This window comes from Streptomyces sp. SID5643, from assembly GCF_009872555.1.
GTDB lineage: Bacteria > Actinomycetota > Actinomycetes > Streptomycetales > Streptomycetaceae > Streptomyces > Streptomyces iakyrus.
In genome coordinates this window covers 1-23,063 of the sequence record NZ_WWIC01000103.1, presented here as the reverse complement: position 1 = coordinate 23,063, position 23,063 = coordinate 1, and the positions used below count along the sequence as shown (strand labels likewise).

The 23,063-nt window shown below is 72.7% G+C and carries 17 protein-coding genes and 3 tRNA genes; 8 read left to right on the top strand and 12 right to left on the bottom strand.

Annotated features, from left to right (window positions below; genetic code table 11):
* Positions 1–82 precede the first annotated feature (82 nt).
* Positions 83–388 carry a YtxH domain-containing protein gene (locus GTY56_RS13155; RefSeq protein WP_161365429.1) on the bottom strand — a complete coding sequence of 102 codons (306 nt, stop codon included), beginning with the start codon at positions 386–388 and terminating at the stop codon, positions 83–85.
* 159 nt (positions 389–547) lie between these two features.
* Between GTY56_RS13155 and GTY56_RS13150 the strand changes: the two genes are divergently transcribed.
* The 6 genes from GTY56_RS13150 to GTY56_RS13125 all read left to right on the top strand — a co-directional run bounded on the left by GTY56_RS13150 (position 548) and on the right by GTY56_RS13125 (position 3,985).
* Positions 548–620: transfer RNA gene (locus GTY56_RS13150), tRNA-Asn, on the top strand.
* A 5-nt stretch (positions 621–625) separates the two neighbouring features.
* Positions 626–698, top strand: a tRNA-Asn gene (locus GTY56_RS13145).
* A gap of 190 nt (positions 699–888) precedes the next feature.
* Positions 889–962, top strand: a tRNA-Ile gene (locus GTY56_RS13140).
* Between the two features lie 441 nt (positions 963–1,403).
* Positions 1,404–1,724, top strand: coding sequence for a CU044_2847 family protein (locus GTY56_RS13135; protein ID WP_346345474.1), 321 nt, complete (start codon positions 1,404–1,406; stop codon positions 1,722–1,724).
* Positions 1,725–1,825: 101 nt separating this feature from the next.
* Positions 1,826–1,999, top strand: a complete 174-nt coding sequence (locus GTY56_RS13130) for a hypothetical protein (RefSeq protein ID WP_161365425.1) — start codon at positions 1,826–1,828, stop codon at positions 1,997–1,999.
* 132 nt (positions 2,000–2,131) lie between these two features.
* Positions 2,132–3,985, top strand: a complete 1,854-nt coding sequence (locus GTY56_RS13125; RefSeq protein ID WP_161365423.1) for an HEXXH motif domain-containing protein — start codon at positions 2,132–2,134, stop codon at positions 3,983–3,985.
* Positions 3,986–3,992: 7 nt separating this feature from the next.
* On the opposite strand, the gene fxsT is transcribed toward GTY56_RS13125, so the two are convergent.
* The 9 genes from fxsT to GTY56_RS13085 all read right to left on the bottom strand — a co-directional run bounded on the left by fxsT (position 3,993) and on the right by GTY56_RS13085 (position 16,387).
* A complete protein-coding gene (gene fxsT / locus GTY56_RS41135) occupies positions 3,993–8,363 on the bottom strand; it encodes an FxSxx-COOH system tetratricopeptide repeat protein (RefSeq protein WP_272923363.1) in 4,371 nt (1,456 codons plus the stop codon).
* A gap of 23 nt (positions 8,364–8,386) precedes the next feature.
* Positions 8,387–9,499, bottom strand: a complete 1,113-nt coding sequence (locus tag GTY56_RS13115; RefSeq protein ID WP_161365419.1) for an AAA family ATPase — start codon at positions 9,497–9,499, stop codon at positions 8,387–8,389.
* The gene (locus GTY56_RS13110) at positions 9,496–10,971 is read right to left on the bottom strand and encodes a VMAP-C domain-containing protein (RefSeq protein WP_161365418.1); all 1,476 of its coding nucleotides are present in this window, start codon (positions 10,969–10,971) and stop codon (positions 9,496–9,498) included. Before GTY56_RS13110 ends, GTY56_RS13115 begins: the two co-directional genes overlap by 4 nt.
* A gap of 65 nt (positions 10,972–11,036) precedes the next feature.
* The gene (locus tag GTY56_RS13105) at positions 11,037–11,963 is read right to left on the bottom strand and encodes an effector-associated domain 2-containing protein (protein WP_161365416.1); all 927 of its coding nucleotides are present in this window, start codon (positions 11,961–11,963) and stop codon (positions 11,037–11,039) included.
* A gap of 213 nt (positions 11,964–12,176) precedes the next feature.
* Positions 12,177–13,970: a polyprenyl diphosphate synthase gene (gene uppS, locus GTY56_RS13100; RefSeq protein WP_161365414.1), complete on the bottom strand. Its 1,794-nt coding sequence runs from the start codon at positions 13,968–13,970 to the stop codon at positions 12,177–12,179.
* 148 nt (positions 13,971–14,118) lie between these two features.
* Positions 14,119–15,084, bottom strand: a complete 966-nt coding sequence (locus GTY56_RS13095; protein ID WP_161365412.1) for a YihY/virulence factor BrkB family protein — start codon at positions 15,082–15,084, stop codon at positions 14,119–14,121.
* Between the two features lie 69 nt (positions 15,085–15,153).
* Positions 15,154–15,396: a DUF6411 family protein gene (locus GTY56_RS13090; protein ID WP_161365410.1), complete on the bottom strand. Its 243-nt coding sequence runs from the start codon at positions 15,394–15,396 to the stop codon at positions 15,154–15,156.
* Between the two features lie 53 nt (positions 15,397–15,449).
* The gene (locus tag GTY56_RS39910) at positions 15,450–15,599 is read right to left on the bottom strand and encodes a hypothetical protein (protein ID WP_202510099.1); all 150 of its coding nucleotides are present in this window, start codon (positions 15,597–15,599) and stop codon (positions 15,450–15,452) included.
* A gap of 89 nt (positions 15,600–15,688) precedes the next feature.
* On the bottom strand, positions 15,689–16,387 hold the full coding sequence (locus tag GTY56_RS13085) for an ANTAR domain-containing protein (RefSeq protein ID WP_161365408.1): 699 nt from the start codon (positions 16,385–16,387) through the stop codon (positions 15,689–15,691).
* Positions 16,388–16,572: 185 nt separating this feature from the next.
* On the opposite strand from GTY56_RS13085, the gene GTY56_RS13080 reads away from it, so the two are divergent.
* Together GTY56_RS13080 and GTY56_RS13075 are read left to right on the top strand one after the other, a co-directional pair.
* The gene (locus GTY56_RS13080) at positions 16,573–16,929 is read left to right on the top strand and encodes an STAS domain-containing protein (RefSeq protein WP_237524742.1); all 357 of its coding nucleotides are present in this window, start codon (positions 16,573–16,575) and stop codon (positions 16,927–16,929) included.
* Positions 16,926–17,879, top strand: coding sequence for an anti-sigma factor RsbA family regulatory protein (locus GTY56_RS13075; RefSeq protein ID WP_161365405.1), 954 nt, complete (start codon positions 16,926–16,928; stop codon positions 17,877–17,879). Before GTY56_RS13080 ends, GTY56_RS13075 begins: the two co-directional genes overlap by 4 nt.
* 14 nt (positions 17,880–17,893) lie before the next feature.
* On the opposite strand, the gene GTY56_RS13070 is transcribed toward GTY56_RS13075, so the two are convergent.
* Together GTY56_RS13070 and GTY56_RS40505 are read right to left on the bottom strand one after the other, a co-directional pair.
* On the bottom strand, positions 17,894–18,931 hold the full coding sequence (locus GTY56_RS13070; protein ID WP_161365403.1) for a rod shape-determining protein: 1,038 nt from the start codon (positions 18,929–18,931) through the stop codon (positions 17,894–17,896).
* A 169-nt stretch (positions 18,932–19,100) separates the two neighbouring features.
* A partial coding sequence (locus tag GTY56_RS40505; protein ID WP_237524739.1) for an SAV_2336 N-terminal domain-related protein occupies positions 19,101–23,063 on the bottom strand: 3,963 nt, incomplete at its 5' end.

Genomic DNA, 23,063 nt, shown 5'->3' with positions numbered 1-23,063 from the left:
TCGCGCCCACGCGGCGGAGCCGCACATCGATACAGCCCCGCACCCCCGTGCAGGGGGTCCGGGGCTGCTCGGCATCAGAAGATCAGGTATTGGTCGTGCCCCAGTCGTCCTCGCCGCCGTTGTGGGTGGCTCGGTCGCGGAGGTGACGGACCCGCTCGGCCACCGAGTCGGGGACTCGGTCGCCGACCTTGTCGCTCACCACGTGGTACGCCTTGCCCGCGAACTCGCGGCCCTGGTGGGCCGCCGTCTCGGCGGTGTTGCGGACCGCGGGGTTCTGAGCGAACTGCCGGGCTGACTTCTTCAGCTGCTCGTAGCGCTCGCGCCCGGCCCTCGTGCCCAGCACGTAACCCAGGACGACTCCGGCGACGAACGTGAGCCGGTAACGCATGGCGGCCACCCTTTCCTTGCGTAGGTCTCCGGTGCGGCGTCGGTGCCGGGGAGTACCGATTGGCGGAGCACCCCCCTGCTTGCGCTAATGTATGTGTCGCAGCGAACGCGCGCCCCCTGGCGGATACCCAGGTAGGTGCGTTCGATGCAAACGAGACCTTCCTCGGTAGCTCAATTGGCAGAGCAGCCGGCTGTTAACCGGCAGGTTACTGGTTCGAGTCCAGTCCGGGGAGCTCGGTCCTCCGTAGCTCAATTGGCAGAGCAGCCGGCTGTTAACCGGCAGGTTACTGGTTCGAGTCCAGTCGGGGGAGCAGCGTGATCGAGGACCCCTCTCAGGGGTCCTTTTTCATGTCCCGTCCGCTGTCCCGGGAACCGCGCGGCACCCGGCGCAGTCCTCAGAGTCATGCAGGCCGCGCGAAGCCGCCCAGCCGAAGCAGGAGATCGTATGAGCGGCTATGCTGCGGCAGACGGCGCGCACACATGTACGCGACACGCCGCTATGGGGCGGTAGCTCAGCCGGTTAGAGCAGCGGACTCATAATCCGTCGGCCGTGGGTTCGAGTCCCACCCGCCCCACTGCGCAGGCCTGTGACCTGCGGAAACGTCTCATCAAGGGTATGGAGATGTCGGCCGGCATCACCGGCCGCATCCTCTGGTCCCCCGAGGCCCCCTCTACGGCCCCTGCCGTCCTGGGTTTCCCTTCGGCACCTGGCCACGGTTTCCGGAACCTGCACCCATGCGACTCCCGGCCCGTGCGGCGACTCTCCCGCCGTCCTTCCTCGGACGGTCCGGGGAGCCTCGGACCGGACGCCCGGACCGCCGGCGTGATCACGGTGCCGTCCATCATCGGCGGCTCAGGGACGTCCCGGCCGCATCGTCGCTCGCGGGAGACGCACCGGTCCGCCCGCCCCGCCGTCGGTTTTCGTCGTGGCCCTGTGCCCCCCATCGATACGTTCTATCCTGCTGCTGATTCGGACCGGTTCAACGGGCTGGAACGGGGCGGGCGCTGTGGCGTATGTGATCGAGGTTCCCATCGAGGGCGGGGAGTCGGTACGGGTCGAGGTGTCGGAGGACACCGACGGCATCGTCCGCGTCGCACGGCCCGGGCAGGTGGCGGCCATCGCCCAGGAAAGTCTCCAGCAGTCCCTGGAGAAGATCCGCCCCGTCGTCGTCGCGGTGTGGGAAAAGCTGCGCCATCTTCCGCAGACCCCGGACCGGGTGGGCGTCGAGTTCGGCATCAAGTTGTCGGCGGAGGCAGGGGTGATCGTCGCCCGCGGGGCCACGGAGGCCAACTTCGTGGTGAAACTGGAGTGGTGCCGTGACGCGGGGGACGAGTGATCCCGTGCGCCGGGGAAGGCTCCCCTTCCCACGTTGTCCGTACACGGGCATCATGGGAGACAGGGGCGGTCAAGGGCCGCGCCGGACAGGGGAGTTGGTGGATGAATCGCGCGGAGCACGACATCGCGACAGAACTGGTGAACGTGGCTGAACTTTCCTTGGACGAACTGATGTTGTGTCCGCTGGGAAACCTTGATCAGTCCGTGCGGCGCATTCTTCTTCAGGTCGATCTTCCGGTGCCGCTGACGGCGTCGGCCGCGGGGACGAACTGCTGAGTCTCTCTGTCGCTTCTTCGTGGAGAGACCGGCTTCGCTTCTCCGACTGGAGGTCATGGGGTGAGGAAGAAGAACCAGCCGCGATTATCTTCCGCTGTCTTCTCCGCAGAACTTCAGGAAGGCTTCGGCGACATGCATCGCCTGCCGCTGGAGTGCTTCGTCCAGCTGTCCACGGGCGGCGGTGACAGCGAAACCTTGGCTCTGCTCCGCCATGCGCAGAAGAGTAAACGTTTCGTCCTGATCCGTATGGTGCTCGAAGCCATCGCGGCCGACCCCGCCGCGATGGGGCCCCTGCCCTCGGTGCACGCTGCCTGGAAACTGCTGAGCCGGGTGCAGTACGAGAACCCGGAGGCGTTCGACCGGGTGCTGATGCATCCCTCGACGGGGGTCTGGGCCGCTCACGTGCTGCGACGCCTGCGGGGTGTCAGAACAAGCGACCTCCCCCTGTGGACGGAGGCCGGGTACTTTCACACCCTGGCGGCCGCCGCGGCTGCGCGGGCCGGTGTGGAGTTCCACATTCAGGTGCCCGTGCCCGGCGGCGGCGCACTCCACCTGCCGTCACTGGGGACGGCCCGGCTTCCCCGTACCGGCGCCGACACCACGCGGCCTTGCGTCGCGACCTTGCGCGGGACGGGCCGCGGAGCCGGCGGCGTGGCCGTCGTCTCGTCCTGGGGGGCGTGCGTGCTGCTGCCGGAGTCCCTGGAGTCGCCGGCGGACGGCTGGCGACCGCTTCCCCGGGTCGAGGCCGGGCATGGCGGGCACCGTCTCCGGCTGGTCCTGGACGACACCGACCCCTACGCCTCCTTCGTGGCGGGACGGGAGCCGGCACCGCAGACCCCACAGAGCCGGAATCGATGGCAGGCCCTGACCGAGCAGGCGTGGGAGACGCTGGTCCACAGCCAGCCCGGCACCGCCGGTGCGCTCGCGGAGGCGCTCCGCTCGCTCGTGCCGCTGGAAGCCGTCATGAGCGGGGAGCCCTACAGCGTCACCTCGCCCGAGTCCTTCGGCAGCGCGATGATGCAGCTGCCCCTGGACGCCACGACTCTGGCCGTCAGCCTCGTCCACGAGTTCCAGCACATCAAACTGGGCGCCCTGCTGGACATGGTCACCCTGTCCCGGGAGGCAGCAGGCGCTCTGCACTACGCGCCGTGGCGTCTGGACCCGCGCCCGGTCCCGGGCCTGCTGCAAGGCGCATACGCCTACCTGGGCATCGTCGACTTCTGGCGTCGGTTCCACCCGACGGCGTCGGGACAGGACGCTCTTCGCGCGCGCTTCGCCTACGCGTTGTGGCGACGCAGTACCCTCGCCGTACTCGACGACCTCCTGGCCTCCGGGGAACTGACCGAACTGGGCGCCCTGTTCGTCACCACCATGCGGGAGAGCCTGGTCCGCTGGTACCAGGAGGAGCTCCCGGCGCAGGTCGAGGCGGACGCCGCCCTGGTCGCCGCGGACCATCTCGGCATGTGGCGGCTGCGGAACAGCCGGCCGTCGGGGTCGGACGTGGGACCGTTGGCCGAGTGCTGGAAGGACGGCGAGCGGACGAGGTGCCCGGAGGCCGGGGAGCCGGTCGTGCGAGCCGACGTGCTGCCTCGGGAGAAGGCGGTGCGATCCGAGCTGGTGAGACTGCGCTGGGAGGACCCGCGCAGACTCGCCTGGGCACGCCGCCACCCGGATTCGCTGGGTGCCACTTCGGCGGACATCGCCCTGCTGGACGGCGACTTCGACACGGCCCTGCGCGGCTACCGGCGGCAGGTGATGGCCCGCCCCGAGGAGTCGGGTCCCTGGATCGGCCTCGGTCTGGCGGCCGAGGCCCGCGGGGACACCTCCGCCGCGGCCGCCCTGCTGGGCCGGCCCGAGCTGGTGCGGGCCGTGTACCTGCGGCTCGCCGACCAGGGGGCGTCGGCAGACCCGTGCGCCCTGGCAGGCTGGATCGGCGGGCCGCACCCGCGGGAGGCGGTGACCGTGTCACCGCCCCGCCTGAGGTGACGCACATTCAGATCTGGTACACCTCCGCGTCACAGTCGGCCCGGTCGCCCCTGGTGGCGGCCGTCGTCGCCGGATGCTCCTGGCCGAGCACCTGCCGCAAGGAGGTGAGCGTCGCGGCGTACAGGGTCTCGGCCCTGTTGGTCCGGCCCAGCACACGCAGGTCGGCCGCGAGGTTGAGCGCACAGGCCAGGGTCATCGGGTGCGACTCGCCGAGTTCCTGAGTCGTGCGCCGCAGCGTGTCCTCGTCCCTCTCGGCAGCGGCCTGCGGGTCTCCCAGCGTGAACAGGTCACTGGCCAGGTTGACGGCGACGGCGAGGGTGTAGGGGTGGTTCAGGCCCACGGTGCCGACCAGCCCGTCGTGAGCCTGCCTGTTCAGGGCCACCGCCTCATCGGTCCGCTCCTTGCGGCGCAGCGAGATCGCGAGGTTCGTCATGACCCCGAAGGTGAACGGATGACTCTCCCCGAGGCTCCGCGTCAACTGGCCCAGGGTCTTCCTGCCCAGTTCCACGGACTCGTCCAGACGGTCCGCCTGGCGTTGGGCGATCACCAGACTCGACGCGGCGGACAGGGTGTTGAGGTGGTTGTCACCGTAGCGGCGCTGGCTGCGCTCCCACGCTTCGAGGCAGGCCGAGAGCCCGCCTTCGTGGTCGCCGGCCTTGCGGCGTGCCTCGCCGAGGTGGCGCAACGCCATCAGCGTGATGGGGGTCTCGCTGCCGGCCAGTCTTTCGAAACGGATCGAGTTGTTCTCCTGCATCTCGCAGGCACCCACGTAGTCGCCGCATTCCCTGAGGTCCACCGCGAGCAGGCTGACGAGCATCATGGTGTTCAGGCTGTCCTCGCCGAGCACGTCGACCGCGAGCTGGAGGTTGACCGCGTCCAGGTCCCGGGCTGTGGTGAAGTCCCCTGTGAGGCGCAGCGCCGTTCCGTAGTCCAGGGCGGCCGCGATCGCCATCGGATCGCGGTCACCGAAGGAGCGCACGGCCTGTTCGTAGGTCTCCTTGTTGAGCTTGGCGGACGAGGCGAAATCCCCGGCCGCGCGCAGGTCCACGGCGACGGCCCGGGCCGCGAGCAGGGTGTCCTCGTGGGTGTCGCCGACCGTCCTGCGGCGGCGTTCCAGGCTGTCCTCGTCGAGCTGGGCCGCTTCGGCGTAGCGTCCGAGCGAGCGCAGGACGTGTCCGCAGTAGCGGGCCACGGTCAGCGTCTGGGCGTCGTCGGGGCCGATGCTGTCCCGCCAGGTCCGCAGCGCGTCCTGGGCGAGATCCAGGCAGGCATCGTGGTCACCCCAGGTGAAGAGGTACGTGACGGTGTTGACGACGAGGTTCCGAACCCAGTGGTTGTCGCACTCGACCGCTCGGGAGGCCCGGATGTGCGGTAGCAGTTCGGCGTACCGGGGCCAGTTCGCGGTCACTCCGGGCTCTCCCGGGTCGCCCCCCGCGAGCAGCAGATGAGCCGCCTCCCGCATCGACGCCCGCTCCTCGGCCGTCATCTGGTCGATGAGTACCGCCTGGACGAGGCGGTGCAGCTGGATGGTGCTCGTGCGGTGGTCGATGCGGGCCAGCGCGTACCGGTTGACCTCGCGCAGGGCCTGGCCGAGGCGGATGGGGTCGCTGAGCACCTGGCCGAGCAGGCCGGGCAGGTTGGCGTTCCGCCCTGCCATGAAAAGGCTGCGGGAGACCGGCTCGGGCGCGAAATAGGAGCACACCTGGAGCAGTTGGAGTGCGCCCGGGTTGGTGTCCTTCAGGCGGTCCAGCGAGACATTCCAGGCCGCTGCGACGGGCAATTGGTAGTCCATCGGCGGGGCAAGTTCCAACAACTCCGCGCGGCGGCTGACGAACTCTTCCCTTTTCCCTTCGAAGAGTTCGAGGTATTCTTCAGCGGGCATACCTGTTTCGGTGAGCCAGACGGCGGCTTGTTCGATGGCCAGGGGTAGGTCGCCGAGCGCCTCGGACAGTCGATTCGCTTTTTCGTCGGTGAGTTCCGGTCCTCGCCGCCGCAATAGCTCGATGCTTTCCTCGCGCGCGAAGACATCCACCTCGATGGTCCGTGCCATGTTGACCCATTGTCCGTTTCGGGAAGTGACGAGAATCCGGCCGGTGCCGCCTTGGGGGAAGAAGGGGGTGACTGTTTCCGGACTTTCGGCGTTGTCAAAGACCAGGAGCCAGTTGAGGTAAGGCTTACCCAGGCGAAGGGCTTCCAGGACAGCTGGAACCGCGGTGTTGGCCTCGGCGCTGGTGGGCAGCCGCAGGCGTTGCGCCAGGTCCACGAAGGCGGCACGGATTTGGGCCGGTTGTTCGGCGGGGATCCACCAAACGATGTCATAGTCAGAACTATGACGGTATGCGTATTCGATGGCAATTTGGGACTTGCCGACGCCGCCCATGCCGTGCAGTGCTTCAGGTAAAATCGCCGTAGTACCCTGAGTCAAACGTGTGTGCAGGTCCTGGAGAGCCAGCACCCGTCCGGTGAAATTCACGTTCCGGGGCGGAACATTACCCCAAACGGGTGGGGGGCTGCCCGCCTTGCGCCGTTCGGCGATGGCTCGCTCAACCGGCCCCAGCGTGCGTGCGTATGCGTCGTTCATCGAACCTGGCTCTCCTCTGTCAGCCGCTGTCTGTCCTTCGGGCAGCGGTGTCACGTGTTCGGGAACGGCCCGCGATTGCTGTTCTTTGACCGTTTTTGAACGCGGGTCTGACACAGGTTCTTCGGGCATGGATGACCCCGCAAATTGTAGTGGACCAGCGCCGATGTCCTGTGTCGCAAAGCCCTCAACGCGCGCGCTCAGTCGGTCGGCCCACGGCCGGTACGGCCCCGACAGTGCCCGCAGTGCGCGTATGAACGGAGCGAAGTCGCCGGCCGACTCCTCCGGTACCGTCACCGGCCGTTCCGCCCAGGGGGCGGTGAGCACCCGGGCGAGGTCCCGCATCTCGGGGACCGTCGCCGCGAGGCGGGTGATGACGTGCAGCATCACCTCCGCGGTGGCGGACCGCCCGCTCGTGGCGAGAAGCTCCTCGGCCACGCCCGGCAGGAACGCGTACTGGTGTGCGGTCGAGTCGAAGGGATCGACGGTCGGCGGACCGCCCTGGGTGACGAGCAGCCCCGAGCTGAGGACCTCGCCCATGTGGGCGGGGCGTGAACCCGGTTGGGTGAGGTGCTGGACCGTCTCCATCACGGCGAGGTCCAGCGGCGCGACCGCGAGGTGCTGGGCCAGCCGGAAGGCCGCGGGGGAGGCGCCCGCGCGGAACTCGAGGACGCGTGCGGCCGGCGTCGGGGGACGGTCCGGGAGGAAGTCCTCGTCCGGCCCCGGATCGTCGTCTTCCGTGCTGTCCCGCGTGAGCAGCACCCGCGCCCCCGGCCAGTCGCCGCCGTCTCCCGTCAGCAGCTGTGCCCAGCGCGCCAGCCAGCGCGGAGCGAGCTCGATGACGGGCACGGCCGACTCCACGGTGCCGCCCGTGCCGGTCACACTCGCCGTGCAACTCGGGCCGCAGGGGAGGGGCCCGGTGGTACGGACAACGGAACGGTGGGTGGCGATCCAGGTGCGGTACCAGTTGCGGTGGGGGAGCAGATGGGCGACGACGACCGGGACATGTTCACCCCATCGAGTGATGAGCCGTTGGGCCGTACCGCTCCGCCACGCGGCGCCCCCTCCGTCGGTGAGCACCATGACAGCCCGCCGCCGGGGTGGCAGCGCGGGCGCCGCGAGGTCGTACTCGGCGCCGGACGGGCCGAGTCCGTGCAAACGCAGCTCCTCGCCCCCCGGGCCGGCGCTGAGCAGCCGGATGCCGAGGGTGCGGAGCGCGCCGAGACCGTTCAGCAAGCGGGCGAACTCGGTCACGGTGTGCCGCCAGGCGGCCATCGACGCTCCGGTGTCCACGACCAGCACCAGATCCAGCCAACGCTCCCGGCCCGGGCGGTACCGGGGCAGCCGGGGTTCGGCCTCCACCAGGGCCTCGGCGGTCCGCTCCTCGTCGAGCTCCCGGTCGTGCGCGGACGCGACCGTGCGGCGCAACGGGCGCAGCGCCCGCTCCAGCGCCCGTCGGCTCTCCAGGCCGGGTACCGCGGTCCACAACGGTCCCGTGTCGAGGGACGGGGGCGGGGGGAGCGGGGCCGCGGCGCGGGCGAAGGAGTCGGGCACCCTCGGGGTCCAGGGCGGCGGCGACTGCTGCCGTGGTACTTCCGGTGCCTCGCTCCTCCGGTCCGGCACGGCTGGGGCGGGGGGCGGTGACTCGCCGGGGTGAGGTTCCCGCCGCCGGCGGGGCGGGGCGGAGGGCCCGTCGCTCCTCGGACGGGTGCGCCCGGCCAGGCACATGGCGAGCCACAGGCCGTCGGAGAGCTCGTACGGCGTCAGATCCGCCGTTCCCAGGGGGTCGGGCGGAGGCATCGAAGGCCGGGGGGCGGCAGCCATCACGGCCTCGTCGCATCGAGGCTGCGCCACAGAGCGTCGACCAGCCGGTCCCAGTGCTCGTCCCCCTCGAACCGGTCGGACGTCGCGAGGTGAACGCTGTTGAGCAGCTGGTCCGCGCTCATCCCGCCCTCACGCGCACTGCGCGCGACGAAGAGCCGGACGAGTTCCTGACCGCGGTCACCGGCTCGTTGCCCGAAACGGGCCGCCACCATGGCGGCGAGCTGGTCCAGGTTCGGCGGCGGCAGTTCCAGGCGCAGGCAGCGACGCAGCAGCGCGGGCGGGAACTCCTTCTCTCCGTTGGATGTGATGAGGATGAGAGGGAAGGCGCGGCAGCGCACCCGGCCGCCGGCGACCTGGGCCGTGGCGCCGGGGTCGGCCGTGAGCACCTCGGCCGTCGGCTCGCGCGAGGCGATGCGGACCAGTTCGGGAATGTCGAACTCGCCCTCCTCGAAGATGTTGAGGAGGTCGTTCGGAAGGTCGATGTCGCTCTTGTCGAGTTCGTCGATGAGGAGGATCCGCGGCAGCCGGTACGGCAGCAGTGCCGTGCCCAGCGGGCCGAGCCTGATGTAATCGCCGATACCGGTCCGGCCGTCGTCCGGCCCGGCTTCCGGGTCCGCCGCGGCGCGCCGGGCGGCCGCGTCCTGTGCCCGGCCGATGGCGTCGTAGTCGTACAGCCCGGACTTCAGGGTGGTGCGCGTCGTGATCGGCCAGCGCAGGACGCGGCCCAGGCGCAACTCGCGTGCCACCCGGTAGGCGAGACTCGACTTGCCGGTGCCCGGGCGGCCGGTGATCAGCAGCGGCCGGCGCAGATACAGCGCCGCGTTGACCATGTCCGCCTCGGCGACGTCGACGGGGCGCGGCGGGTCGCCCTCGCGCGCGGGTGGCCCGATGCGGCGGGTCGTCTCCGCCTGGTCCTCCGCCGGGCGGGGTTGCAGCGGGCCGCCGTCGAAGGTGCGCCAGGGCGGCGGACCCATGAGCACGTCGTCGAGATCACGGGCGGCCAGGGTGCGCCCGTCACCGTGGTAGACCCACCACGGCGCGGTGGTCTGGTTGGGGACGTCCTGTCCGGTGTCCGGAGGGAACCTGTCGTCGGCGGGTCGGCCGTCACTCATGACTGCGTCCTTCCCTCGTGATGCGGCGACTGGTAACGGCGTAAGGGCACGTAGACGTTCTCCGGGTTGTCTATGAGGACGAGAACCTCGTCGGAGACCAGCGATCCCCGGGATTCGTGGAACTTGGTGGCCAGCGCGTTCAGATGGTTCGCCTGGAACAACCGGTCGGCGAGATCACCGAGCCTCGAAACGGCACCGGCTGAGCGGGCCCAGAGCATCGCGGGGACGCCCTCGCGCAGGGCGACGTCGTAGGCGTGGACGGCCCCCGGCTCGGGTTTGCGGGGAGCGTCGAGCAGGGCGACCGCGACCACGCGTCCGTTCCTGTCCCGGCCGAGCAGGTCTTGCAGGTCGGAGGCGCTCAGGCCGCCCGTTCCGTCACACGCGTGCCAGGAGCACTCGTGCGGGGTGTCGCGCAGGCTGCGCCAGCGCTGCTTCAGCACCCGCTGGATCGACGGGTCGCGCTGCCGTTCCAGGCTGCGGATCACCGTCTGGTAATGGCGCACCAGAGAGCGTGGCAGGCCGGAGGAGCGGTGCGTGGAGAACTCCTCTATGGGCAGGTCCACCAGGTCCCGGCCGAGCAGGAACTCCAGTTGCACGGGAGTGTCGAGGCCGGCCAGGGACGCCTCGCCGCTGGAGATGGCGCGCTCCACGGTCACCTCCAGATCGCCGTCCGAACAGACGAAGTCCACGAAGTCCGGCCGGGCCGGGGAGAAGACGTCCTCCTTGGTCCACGAGGACACCAGATACCCGCCGTGCGCGTCGCCGTCGTCGCCCCGCTCGATCAGGATCGCGAGGTATCCCATGCCCTCGGTGTGCTCGAGTGCCACGGGCACGAGTGCGGCGCGCGTCGTGTTCAGGGTGTCGCGCACACCGAGGTTCTCGGCGACCGCGGCGTTCCACTCGCGCAACCGCCGGGCCAGGGGGCCGGGGGCGAGCGCCGCGACGTATTCGACGTACAGCATGAAGGGGAACAGACCGTCCGCCCGCGCGTTCGCCTCGACCAGGTGCTCGAAGGCCAGCACGATGTCGTCGTGCCCGGGCGGGAGCCGCTCGTAGACACCCCGGGCCGCCCGGTGGATCCGGCCGACCGGCACCTTGGGCGACTGCCGTAACAGGTCCTGGATGTGCCGCAGTTCGGCCTCCGTCAGTGGCGGCTGGACGAACGTCGAGCGCACGAAGTGGTGGAAGGCCTCTGTGGAGCGGGAACCGGGGGCGAAGAACTGGACGGTCTCGGCCAGTACCAGGAGGCCGCCGGGGATGTCACCCAAGAGCCGTACGACGTCGTAGAGCTGGCTTCGCGTGGTCACACCCTGCGGTACGAGCCCCGCGACGTCGATGCTCAGCCGGCTTCCCGTCACCTCCAGACACTGGCGGCGCAGCTCCGGGTCCCCCATGGGTCTGGTGCGTTCCAGGAGTTCCACGAGTCTGCTGGTATGCGCCCAGTCCGATGGGTCGTCGATTGTGTCCGCCATCCCCGTTTTCCCGTAAGGCATCCAGGCGTGGACAGGTTCGGCCACGCAGAGTGTCGAATGTCCGGTCACCGGCGCCCCTCCTCCTCAAAACGCCGCATCTCGGCAGCGATCGACCGGACGGCACGCGAGTCGCCCACCAAGGTCCTTACGGCGCCGATGAGTTCGTCGAGTCCTCCGTCGTAGTCGGAGCTGGTGCGCACCATGTTGTACAAGTGTGCGTGGGCCTCGGGGCGTTCGGCCACCACCGAGCCGATCTCCGGGGGCAGCAGCGAGACCAGGTCCTGACGGCCGCCGAGCGTCCCGAAGCGCGGTATCGATGCGATCAGCCGTGCGAGTTCCGCACACTGACGTGCCGTCAGTTCGACGGGTGCCGATCGCGCCGGGTGGAGCAGCGCGGCGAGCGGGGTCCACTCCCGGGCCACGGCGGCCAGCGGGAACATCCAGGCCACCCGCTCGACGGACGAGCCGTAGGCGGCGACGACCAGGCCGACGACACCGCCGAGGCCGCGGTCCCACACGCCTGCCCCGCTGAAGCCCCGCTGGACGGCCACCCCGTGTGCCCTGCCGTCCAGTTGCCGCCAGGCGGGGTTGGGTCCGCCGTGCCCGGTCGCGGTCGCCTCGACCCACACACCGTCGCCGAGGCCCCGGCCCGGATGTCCGTAGACGCTCACCTCGGTCGGCCCCGCGCCATCGCCGGGGAACAGGCGCGCCGGATGCGCCTCGGCGGGCGGGCCGCCCGGTTCCAGCTCCAGGACCGCGATGTCACCGGACGAGGGCAGGACCGGAAACCAGCCGCCGTCGACCGTCCGGGCGCGCCGTGGCCGTGGGTCACCGCAAGGGGCGAAGTCCACCAGCACGGTGCTCCCGGGGGCCGTCTTCTGCTCATCGGGCCGCCCCAGCGCCTCGGTCACGACGTGCGCACAGGTAAGGATCCGGTCGTCGCCGATGAGGACGCCCGCCCCGGCCAGGCTCTCTCCGTCGGGACCTCTCACTCGAACGCGCCAGTCGCCCAACCCCCAGCACCCCCCTCCAGGCTCGCGGGCGTACCTCCCCCGGTGAAGGCAGGATCAGTCACGCTGAGCCTAGGAAAACCCTACGCATCCGGCGGGCTTCCGGCGAGAGCGCAGTGTGAACCGATTGTGACCGTCCGCCGCCGGAGACGTCCGGTCGCGCCGGTGCGCGTGACAGCCGTGGCTCTGTGTGCCCTAAGGGCGGAGCCGGCCCCGGACGTCGGCCACGGCCCGTGACACCTCCGGCTCCGGATCCGGGGGCATGGCCGGTGTCGCACCGAGGTGGCGCCGGCGGTGGGTGTAGGCGGTGACGGCCCGCCAGAGGTCGCGGCGGTCCGTGTCCGGCCAGAGGCCGGGGGTGAAGTGCAGCTCGGCGTAGGCCGTGTGCCAGGGCAGGAAGTTGGAGACGCGCTGCTCGCCGCCCGTGCGCCACAGCAGGTCCACGTCCGGCAGGTCCGCCAGGGGCAGGTGCCGGGCGAAGTCGTCCTCGTCGATCAGGCCGGGGTCCAGACGGCCGGCCCGGGCCCGGCCGGCCAGGGCGGCGGCCGTGCGGGTGAGTTCGTCCCGGCCGCCGTAGTCGATGCACATCGTCAGGGTCAGGCCGGTGCGGGCGCGGGTGGTGCGCTCGCGCAGATGGAGGACGTCGGCCAGGTCGGGCGGCAGGCGGCCGGCGCGGCCGTGCCAGCGCAGCCGGACGTCCAGGTCGCGGAAGGGGTTCTCGGCCAGCTCGCGGCGGAGCAGGCCGAGGATCGCGTCGACCTCCTCCGGCTCGCGGTGCCAGTTCTCGGTGGAGAAGGTGTAGAGCGTCAGGTGGCGCAGGCCGATGTCCAGGGCGCCGTGGACCACCTCGCGGACCGCGTCGGCGCCGGCGCGGTGGCCCTCGTGCCGGGGCAGGCCGCGCCGCTGGGCCCAGCGGCCGTTGCCGTCCATGATCACGGCGACATGGGCGGGCAGATCACCGGGCGGGATCGCGGGGGGCCGCTCGCCACTGGGGTGGGGCGGCGGCGGCAGGAAGGTGCCGGTGGGCGCGGCCAGGGCGGGTGCCGGTGGCCTCTGGTCGCCCGGACGCTGTGGTGGCGGCACCGTCAGCGGGGTCAGGCTCCAGGCCAGGGCCGCGCGCGCCCGGGCGGGGGCGAGGATGCGGGCCCGGGTGCGGAGCGCGGGCCGGGGCGGGGAACGCAGGAGCGCCGGACCGGCCGCGTCGACGGCGTCGAGCTGTGCGCGCAGCAGGGCGGCCATCGTGTCCAGGACCGTCGCGGGGCCCGGGTGCATGCCGCGGGTGAGGGCCTCCTGGGCGACCCACTGGCGGGCCAGGCCGGTCAGGTGCGTGACCAGGGCGGCGACGGCGGGGCTCCAGCGGCGCCGCGCCAGGTCGGCGGCCGAGCCGGGGTGCCGGTCGAGGGCCTCGGCGGGCAGCAGGAGGTCGCCCTGGGCGAGGTCGGCGGACAGGTCGGTGAGGATGTCGGTGAGCCGGACGCCGTCGAGGAACTCCTCGTAGGCCTCCCGGGTGTCCAGGCGCAGCGCCACGGGGACGCCGGCCCGGTCGAAGACCGTGCGGACCTGGCCGAACCAGGGCAGGAGGTTGTCCCGGCCCCAGGTGCGCCACTCCGCCCAGTCGGCGAAGTGCCTGCCCCGGGTGTCGTCCTGCACCTGGGCCATGGCGTCGCGCAGCTCGGACAGGTCCAGACGCCAGCGGTTCGCGGTGTCCACCAGGGCGTGGCGGACCGGGTCAGGGCTGGAGCCGGTGGGCAGCTCACGGTGCAGGGCCGTGATCCAGGCCTCGACCCGGGCGGCCCGCTCGGCCGCGGGCGCGGTGCGGTCGTCGCCGAGGTCGTCGAGGGCGTTGGCGGCGGCCCACAGGGCGTGGAGCGCCGGGCGCAGGGCCGCGGGCACCAGCTGGATCAGCGCGTACTCCGCCGGGTCCTCGTCCTTGGTCCGGCGCCGGCACAGTCGGTAGGCCGCCCGCAGGACCGGATCGTCGCCGCTCACCGGCCCTGCGGCCGGTCCGGGGGTTCCGTGGGCCGTTCCTCGGTCTGCCGGTGCTGTGGTCGCGGGGGGCACATCGGTCACACCGAGGACGATACGTCCTGGTTCCGCGCGGTGATCACAGGGGCCGGGCGCGCGTCAGGCGGGTGCGTCACGGGCCCGGGCCCGGGTCGGGGCGCACGGCCTCGGTGATGCCGGCCCGGGCCGCTTCGAGCTGAGCGGCGAAGGCGATGCCGAGGAACAGGGCCACGCCGGTCAGGTTGGCCCACAGCAGCAGGGCGACGAAGGCCGTCAGCGGGCCGTAGACGGCGCCGAAGGAGCCGCTCTTGGCGACGTAGAGCGCCAGCAGCCAGGTGGCCGTGATCCACAGCACCAGATGGACCGCGGAGCCGAACGCCAGCCAGGTGTAGCCCGGTTGGTCCCGGCGGGGCGCCCAGCGGAAGATCGCCGCCGAGGCCACCCAGGCCAGCAGCACACCCAGGGGCACGTCGAGGGCGCCCCACAGGTCGAGCCAGGAGCGGGACCAGCCGAGGGCCTCCACCACCGCGCTGCCCACGGCGTCACCGGCCACCAGCACGAGGAACCCCAGGACCATCGGCATGCCCGCGGCCGCGGCGAGGAGCAGGGAACGGCCGTACTTGGCCAGGAAGGGCCGGTCGCGCTCGATGCCGTAGATGCGGTTGGCGCCCCGCTCGACCTGGGCCATCGCCGAGGCCAGGTTGAGTACCGCGAAGGCCAGGCCCAGCCACATGGCGACGGCGCCCCAGACGCCCGAACCGGCGCTGCGCGCGGTGCCGTCCAGGGCGTCCTCGACCACGTCCGCGCTGGCGCCGGGCACGATCCGGCCGAGGGTGAGCTCGATGATCCGCCCCACACTCTCCGTGTGCACGGTGGTGGCCACGCCGACCAGGGCGATGGTGAACGGCACCATGCCCAGGACGACCTGGAAGGCGAGGGAGCGGGAGCTGCTGAACCCGTCGGCGTAGCGGAAGCGGGTGAACGCGTCGAGGAACAGCCGGCGGCCTCCGTAGCGCCGCAGCGCGGTGAACGCCTCGTCCCCGGAGAGTTCCTCCCCGATCATGTCCCGCGTCTGCGGGACGTGCACTGCGGTGCCCATCGAGAGGTTCTCCTTCTGCCTGCCCTGCGTACCGGACCAGCATGCCGGGCGGCGCGGCCGCGCGGCGGGTCAGAAGGGCATGCGGCCGCGGGTGCGGCGGCCGGCCGAGCCGCTGCGGCTCACCGCGCGGGAACTGGAGTGGAAGGGCTTGCTGAAGAGCCTGCCCAGCACTCCGGGTGCCTTGCCGCCGGCCCGGGCGCCGGCGCCGAGCGAACGCTGGGTGCCGCGCTCGGGGTGGCGCGAGAGGCGGGGGACGAGGAAGGCCAGCACGGCCAGGAGGACGCATCCGGCGATGACGGCGGCGACGATCACGGGTAACTCCCTTGTCTAGTTGGGGAGTTAACGGGTTCCCCGTCGCGTCGTCTCTATGTGGCCTCCGTCCGGTCGCCGTCGCCTTCCTCCTGGGCGCTCGTGTCCTCGCGGTCGCCCTCCGCCTGGGACGGGGTGGGACGTGGGGTCGGGTCCTGCTCGTCGTCGCGGTCGCCTTCGGCCTGGGACGGGGTCTGGTCGCTCATCGTGTACCTCCTCGCGCGGCTGTCGGCTGCCGGGTACCCCGCCGGGCGCGAGAGCACCGGGCCGGCACGCGGTACACCGGACCCCGGCCTCAGCCCCGGCGACGGCCCGCGACGGCCCGTTGCAGCGCCGTGCACAGCTCGGGAGACGGCGGCGGGCCGTCCGCCTTCGCGCTCGCGGTCACCGCCGCCGCGACGTCCCGCAGCTTCGTGTTCGACAGCTGGGACGTCTCCCGCAGGATGTGCCACGCCTCGTCCGAGGTGCAGCCGTGGGTGGCCATGAGGATGCCCCGGGCCTGGTCGATGACGGGGCGCGAGGCAATGGCCTGGCGGAGCTGCTCGACCTCCTCCTGAAGGACGTGCAGCCGCTCAGCGCGTTCCAGGGCGACCGCCGAGGAGGCCGGGGCGGCCGGCGCCACCGCCGGGACCGCGCCGGCGGGGTCCGGACCGGCCAGCGGATCGGCCGTGTCCAGGCCCGCCAGCTCCAGGATCCGGCGCGGCTGGCCGTTCCAGTTCGTCGTCGTCACCGTCAGGGACCGCTGCCGGGCGTGGTCGGCCAGCACGTCGAGGAACTGGAGGCCGGCCGTGTCCATGAAGTGCACGCCCGCCATGTCCAGGTCGACCCGGGTGACGGTGGCCGGCAGGCCGGCCAGGGTTCCCGCCAGGATCTCCGCACAGCCGTGGACGAGCTCACCACGAGGGGTGAGCTCGGCGCGGTCCGCGTCGACGCGGCCAGGGATGACCAGGGTGTCCAGCCCTCCTGTGCGATGTGGTGATGCCGCTGAGGTCATGTCACCGCCTTGTCGGTCCTCGTCTGTCGTGTTCGTCTCGCCGGACTGCACGACGTCACTCGCCCCCGTGGACGTCGGTGTGAGGTGCGCCTGCCCGCCGTACGGCGTACTACACACCTTCCGGGGGAATGAGCCTTTGCCTTGCGGGTAAGAGCGCTGTGGTCCACAAGCGTGGGGAGAGGGGCTTGAGCACTCGGCAGCAGCTGTCGGCGACCGGCCCTCGCGACCCCGCGCCCGGTCTGGCGGTGTTCCCGCTGGCAGGGCGGCAGGGCGTCCGGGCGGCCGGAGAGGTCGGCCTGACGACACGTGCGATCTGGGAAGGTGTCCTGGAACAAGCTGTCCGCGAAGGTGACGACGTGTACTACCTCGAACTGTCCGGCGTGACGTTCGTCGACGTCGCGGGCGCCGGTGCGCTCGCCGCCGCCGCCGGGCAGCTCCGCAACGGCCGGCGGTTCGTGGTGCGCCGGCCCCCGCCCGCGCTGCGGCGCACGCTGGACCTGCTGTGGCCCGGCCAGAAGGGAATCGAGGTGTCCACAACATGACCAGCACGGTCACCGAGCCCTTCGGGCCCCTCGGCCCCTTCGTCCACCCCGCGCTCTTCTACCGGGACGAGCAGGAGTACCTCGACGGCACCCTGCCCTTCGTGCGCGAGGGGCTGGAGGCCGGAGAACCCGTGGCCGTCGCCGTGCCCGGCAAGAACCTCGTCCTGATCCGGGACGCGCTGGGCGACGACGCCGCCGCCGTGCGGCTCCTGGACATGCACGAGGCCGGACGCAACCCCGGGCGGATCATCCCCGGCGTGCTGCGCGCCTTCGCCGACGCCCAGCCGGCCGGCCGCCGGGTGCGCATCATCGGCGAGCCGGTCTGGGCCGGCCGCTCCGCTGCCGAGTACCCGGCCTGCGTCCAGCACGAGGCGCTCATCAACGCCGCCTTCCGGGGCCGTACGGCGACGATCCTGTGCCCGTACGACGTCGCGCGGCTGCCCGAGCACGCCGTCGCCGACGCCTACGCCACCCACCCGACCGTCATCCACCCCGGCTCCCGCACCGAGCAGCGTAGCGACGCGTACGCCCCCGAGGGCGTCGTCACCCGCTACAACGAGCCGCTGCCGCCCGTGCCGGAGGCGCTGTCGTTCGCCTTCGACGCCGACTCCCTGCCCCACGCCCGGCACGTGGCCGTCGGGGAGGGCGCGCGGCTCGGCCTCGTCGGTGTGAAGCTGGACGACCTGGCCCTCGCCACGGCCGAGCTGACCACCAACAGCGTGGTGCACGGCGGTGGTTCGGGCGTGCTGCGGGTGTGGGCCGAGGACGGGTACGTGGTGTGCGAGGTCCGCGACGAGGGGCACCTCGCCGATGTCCTGGCCGGACGCCGGCCCGTGCCCCGTGACCAGCGCGGCGGGCGCGGGATCCTGCTGGTCAACCTGATCGCAGATCTGGTGCGGCTGCACCGGAGCGACAGCGGGACGACCGTGCGGTGCTGGTTCGCCCGCTGACCCGCGCCTGACGCTCAGGTGCTCAGCGTGTCCAGCGCCAGCGGCGCGATCCTGCCCTCCAGCATCGCGCCGAGACCCTGCACGGCGCACACGTCCGGGCGCTCGGCGATGTGCACCGGCATGTTGGTCGCCTGCCGCAGCATCTGGTCCAGGCCCGGCAGCAGGGCACTGCCGCCCACCATCATGATCCCCCGGTCGGCCAGGTCGGCGACCAGGTCCGGCGGACAGGCCCGCAGCACCTTGCCGATGCCGTCCAGGATCGCGGTGAGCGGCGTCTGGATGGCGTCCCGGACGGCCGCGGTGTCGACCTGGACGGACCGGGCCAGGCCCGTGGCGACGTCCCGGCCGTGGATCTCCGTGGAGGCCGGGCCCTGCGCGGTGAGGCCGTTGCCCGACAGGGCCAGCTGCAAGGGCCGCACCGACTGGCTCGGCAGCATCAGCTCGTGCTGGTGACGCAGGTGCTGCACGATCGCCTGGTCGACGGCCTCGCCGCCCACCGGGATGCGTTCGGCCGTGACGATCGAGCCGAGGGACAGCACGGCCACCTGCGTGGCCGCCGCCCCGCACACCATGATCATCGTGGCCTCGGGCTGCTCCACCGGCAGCCCGCAGCCGACGGCGGCGGCGATCAGCGTGTCGACCAGCTCCACCTTGCGGGCCCCGAGACCGACCAGCGTCTCGATCGCGGCGCGCTGGGCCAGCGGGTCGGCGTCGTGCGGGGTGCAGGCCGCGGCGCGCAGGATCGGCTTGCGGCGCAGCGCGCGGCGCATCTTGTCACCGAGCAGGTGCCGCAGCATGCGCTGCGCCATCTCGATGTCGACGACGGTGCCGCCGGAGACCGGCCGGACCACCCGGATGTAGTGCGGGGTGCGGCCGGTCATCTTCTCCGCGAGCTCGCCCACCGCGATCAGCGCGCCGGTACGGGTGTTCACGGCGGCGGCGGACGGCTGGTCGACGACGAGCCCGGCCCCCTTGACGTAGACGCGTGTGCGGGCCGCCCCCAGGTCGACGGCGAAGTGGCAGCGGCGCAACTGCTCCAGACTGGCGGTCATGGCAGGTCCTCCCGAGAGCACAGACCGTGGGGGGCCGCCAGGTGGCGGGCCTCGCAGACGTGGGTCCGCCGGGCGGCGGGCCTCCTTCGCATCGTGCGCGGGAGGGGGCCGGGCCGCCTTTCGTGGGGGGCCGGGCGGGGCGCCGCCGAACGGGGGGTTCGGCGTTCTGTCACAGGGAGCGCGCGGCCTCCAGCAGCGGCGCGAGGGAGGTCACCGTCGTCTCGCAGCCGGCCTCGCGCAGCTGCCGCCCGGTGGTGGCGTTGCGGGCGAGGCCGACGAAGCGCAGCCCGGCCCGCTGGGCGGCGGCCAGCTCGGCGACGGTGGAACCGATCACCAGGCCCCGGGACGCGGACCCGTCGCAGGCGTCGAGGGCGCGCAGCATGCAGTCCGGGTGCGGGGTGAGCAGGGCCAGGTCCTCGGTGCGCCCGTGGACGCCGGCCAGGGGCAGGGTGCCGTAGGGCCGCAGATAGCGCGGGACCGCCTCGGTGCAGACATCCGTGATCACGCAGACGCGGCGGCCGGAGGCGTGCAGGGTGCGGACCAGGGGCGCGGAGTTGTGCGTCGCCGGGGCGTGCGCCACCGCACGGAGTTCGATCTCGTCCAGGCGCTCCCGCAGCAGCGGCCCGAGCGGGTCCCGCGCGAAGGCCCGGAGCACGTCCAGCGGATGGGTGAACGTCTCGCGCACCGCGCCGGGCAGGGTCTGACCCGGGGCGCGGTGCTCGTCGACGAGGGCGAGCAGGCCGAGCACGGCCTCACGGGCGGTGCTCGCCGAGAACAGGCGGGCCATCGGGCCGTCGAACCCGACCAGGACGGTCTCGGCCTCTGCGAGGAGCTGCGGCAGCGGGAGCTGCGCGGGAGCGGCCCCCTGCGGGCCGGGCAGGGCCGTGCCCTCCGGGCCGAGCTGCACCGACGCGGTCACCGACAGCCCGGGCACCGGCCAGCGGCGGAGCCCGGCGTTGACCGCGCGCTGGGCGGCACCCGCCCGGCGCAGCGGATGCCTTCGGGTGATGCGGGCCGCCTCCTCCAGCAGGCGGTCGAGCAGCACCTCGGACACCCGGCCGGTCTCGGCCCGCACGAACGCGACGGGGTCCTCCACGTGCCAGGCGAGCTCGACCGCGGCGGCGAAAGCGCCCTTGCCGGAACTGGGCAGGGAGACCCGGTGGTGGGACTGGTGCGTGGTGAGGTCCACCTCGTAGTACGTCACGAGCCCCGGCGGTTGGTCGCCGTGCGGCCGGGCCGGGTCGAGGAGGGTCAGCGGGCCGTCGGGCCGGGTGTGGACGACGGCCGTGCGGCCCGGGGCCGGTATGCCGAGCCGCCGCAGGTCGCGGGTGATGAAGGGGCCCTGCACCAGGTCGCGGGCCCCGGGCTCCGGGGCAGCGGCGGGGGACAGCGGGCAGTACCAGGCCACGGGCGGGGTGTCGGTGGCGCCGTCCTGGAAGAGGGGCTGGAAGCGCTGCGGGCCCTGGGCGGCCGAGCTGGCCGCGAACTGCTCGTAGAGGTCCGGGGAGACGATCACCTGGATGTCGGCGGGCACGCGCGGCGGTTCGGGCGGCGGGGCGGGCCGGTCCCAGAACGTGACGGTCAGGGGCGGCGGGTCCACGAGCCCGGTGAGAACCTCGGGCAGCCCGCGCAGGACGGCGGCCAGGACGGGGAGGAGGTAGGTACCGGGTTCGGTGTGGACGTCGTAGCCGCCGCCGCGCACGCGCACGTCGAACTGGTGGGGGGCGAGCGCGCCGCGGGACAGCATCTCGTGCACCGCGTATTCGAGGGTGATGCGGGCCTCGGGGCGGCCGGTGAGGTCGTCGGCCTCGAAGAGGATCGTGGGGGCGGCGGCCTCCGGTCCGGACCGCAGCTCGGCATGGAGGGTGCGCAGCCGCTCCCGGGTGGCCGCGGCGGCCGGTCCCGGGACGCCGTCGAGGGGGTCGCCGTACCAGAGGCCGAGGGCGCGCCGGGGGTCGCCGGTGCCCTCCGCGAGGAGCCGCTCGCAGTGCAGCACGTCGACGTACAGGTCGGGCACGTACAGGGCGTACGAGCCGGGGAAGGCGACGAGGCCGCCGTCCGGCAGCACCTGCCGGACCTCCGTGGCGAGGGCGTCGAGGCGGTGGGCGGCCTCGCTCGCCGGCAGGGGTTCCTCCCACAGCCCGCCGGCCAGTTCGGAGTGGGACACGCGCCGGCCGGGCCGCAGGAGCAGCATGCACAGCAGCGCCCGGGCCTCGGGGGAGGGCGGTTCCACAAGCTCCGGGCCGGCGCTGATGCGCAGGGGACCGAGCAGGGTGAAGGAGCGCGGCGGGAGCCACTGATCGGGCAGGCGGGCGGCGTACGCGGCGGCTTCCCGCAGCTCGTGCCGGTCGATCAGTTCGAGCAGTTCCCGGTGCTCGGCGGGCACCCGGGCGCCGGCGACCAGATGCTTGAGCAGCCACCGGAACTCCGCGACGTCCGCCTCGGGGGACTTGTTCCGGGACTCCTCGCCCAGGGTGACGCGGCTGAGCAGCACCGTGCCGTCGGGGCGCAGCAGCAGGCCGGCCGGCCCGCGCTCCCCGCGCACCAGACCGCGCGCGTGCAGGGCCTCCAGCCCCGCCATGCCCTGGCACACCAGGCGGGCGAAGGCCGGGAAGGTGATGCCCGAGAGCACTTCGGAGACCGTCAGGCCGTCCACGAACTCCGTCACCAGGTAGGGCGCGTCGCCTTCCACCCCGAAGTCGAGCACCTTCACCACGTGCGGATCGTCGACCCCGGCCAGGGCCCGCGCCTCGCTCAGGAACCGCTCCTGCGGGGCGGGCTGCTCACGGTACCGGCGCACGATCACCTGCCGGTCGGTGCGGACGTCCACGGCCCGGAACACACGCCCTTCCCCGTCGCGCCGCCCGGTCAGCCGGTACCGTCCCGCGAACAGCGCCTCCCCGCCCAGGCGCCGCACGGTCTCCTCGCTGACCGTCGCGAACGCCGGGCCCGCGTCGCCCGTCCCGCCGTCCGGCTCGGCGCGGAACTCCCCGGCCGCGAGCCCCGCCCGCTCGTCGATCAGCCCCCCGACCCGTTCGAGGAACTCCCGGGTCCGGCCGCGGGCCGTGCGGGGCAGGGAGCGCAGCAGCAACTCCCTTACGCCGGGCCGGAACGCGTAGGAACCGGGCGGGCCGGGCGCGGAGGTGAGCATGCCGCTGAGGATGACCTCGGCCAGGTGCTGGGGACGCGGGTCGCGTTCCAGAGTGCGCTGGACGAGGCGCATCACCGGCACCGAGGGGTCCGCCAGCGCGAGATGCCCGGCGAGGCGGAAGGCCTCGGGGGACGCGGTCGCCCGGAAACGCAGGACCAGTTCCTCGGGGGAGGCGGTGGTGAGGTCGGGGACGGGCTCGGCGGGCGGTGCGGGCGCGGGCGGCAGCCAGGCCACCGCGCCCGGCGTCCGGGCGCCGCCCGGGTCGGCGAGCAGGGCCGCCCAGTGGGCGAGCCAGGGGGCGCCCGGTTCCAGGACCGGCAGCGGCAGGGCCCGCTCGGGGGGCGGTGACCCGTCGTAGGGGGTGAACGCGAGGGTCGCCGAGGGGGCCGCGGTGGACGGGGAGGTCAGCACGCCCGGGTCGGCGGGCAACGCCGTGGTGGGCCACAGGTGTTCGGGGAGGGGCTGGACCACGGCGAGCGGCATGCGGTGGGCCCACTGCCGCAGGGTGCGGTACCAGCGCTCGCCCGCCTCGCCGGGGCGCCACTGCGGGCCCATGCAGTCGCTGACGACGAGGGTGGCCGTCCGGCCGTCGTCGAGGACGGGGACCTGGCGGGCCCGGCCGTCGGGCGTGGCGGGGTGCAGGGTGACCGTGCGGAAGATGCCCGACTGGGCGAGCGCCGTGTGCAGTTCGCTCACCAGGGGGCGCCAGACCGGCATGGTGGGGCCGGTGTCGTGCACGAGGTTCAGGCGCAGCCAGCGGTCGGGGGCCGGCCGCAGCACGGGGAACCACACGTCCGGGTGGGCGCCGAGCCGCGCGATCCGGTCGGCCGTCGCCCGTTCGTCGAGGAGGCGCAGATGCGGGGAGGGCACCTTGCGCTGGAGCGGGCGCAGGGCACGCTGGAGCGCGAGGGGGTGGGGCAGCATCGGGGGCGCGGGCGCGAGGAGCGCCGAGCCGCCGGCGGAGGGGCGGCCGGGGCGGTA

Excerpts from the sequence above, each read along its gene's own strand:
- GTY56_RS13130 (WP_161365425.1), top strand. The coding sequence starts at position 1,826 with ATGAATCGCGCGGAGCACGACATCGCGACAGAACTGGTGAACGTGGCT.
- GTY56_RS13125 (WP_161365423.1), top strand. The coding sequence starts at position 2,132 with ATGCATCGCCTGCCGCTGGAGTGCTTCGTCCAGCTGTCCACGGGCGGC.
- GTY56_RS13115 (WP_161365419.1), bottom strand. The coding sequence starts at position 9,499 with ATGAGTGACGGCCGACCCGCCGACGACAGGTTCCCTCCGGACACCGGA.
- GTY56_RS13110 (WP_161365418.1), bottom strand. The coding sequence starts at position 10,971 with ATGGCGGACACAATCGACGACCCATCGGACTGGGCGCATACCAGCAGA.
- GTY56_RS13075 (WP_161365405.1), top strand. The coding sequence starts at position 16,926 with ATGACCAGCACGGTCACCGAGCCCTTCGGGCCCCTCGGCCCCTTCGTC.
- GTY56_RS13085 (WP_161365408.1), bottom strand. The coding sequence starts at position 16,387 with ATGACCTCAGCGGCATCACCACATCGCACAGGAGGGCTGGACACCCTG.
- GTY56_RS13070 (WP_161365403.1), bottom strand. The coding sequence starts at position 18,931 with ATGACCGCCAGTCTGGAGCAGTTGCGCCGCTGCCACTTCGCCGTCGAC.
- fxsT (WP_272923363.1), bottom strand. The coding sequence starts at position 8,363 with ATGCCTCCGCCCGACCCCCTGGGAACGGCGGATCTGACGCCGTACGAG.
- GTY56_RS13155 (WP_161365429.1), bottom strand. The coding sequence starts at position 388 with ATGCGTTACCGGCTCACGTTCGTCGCCGGAGTCGTCCTGGGTTACGTG.
- GTY56_RS39910 (WP_202510099.1), bottom strand. The coding sequence starts at position 15,599 with ATGAGCGACCAGACCCCGTCCCAGGCCGAAGGCGACCGCGACGACGAG.
- GTY56_RS13095 (WP_161365412.1), bottom strand. The coding sequence starts at position 15,084 with ATGGGCACCGCAGTGCACGTCCCGCAGACGCGGGACATGATCGGGGAG.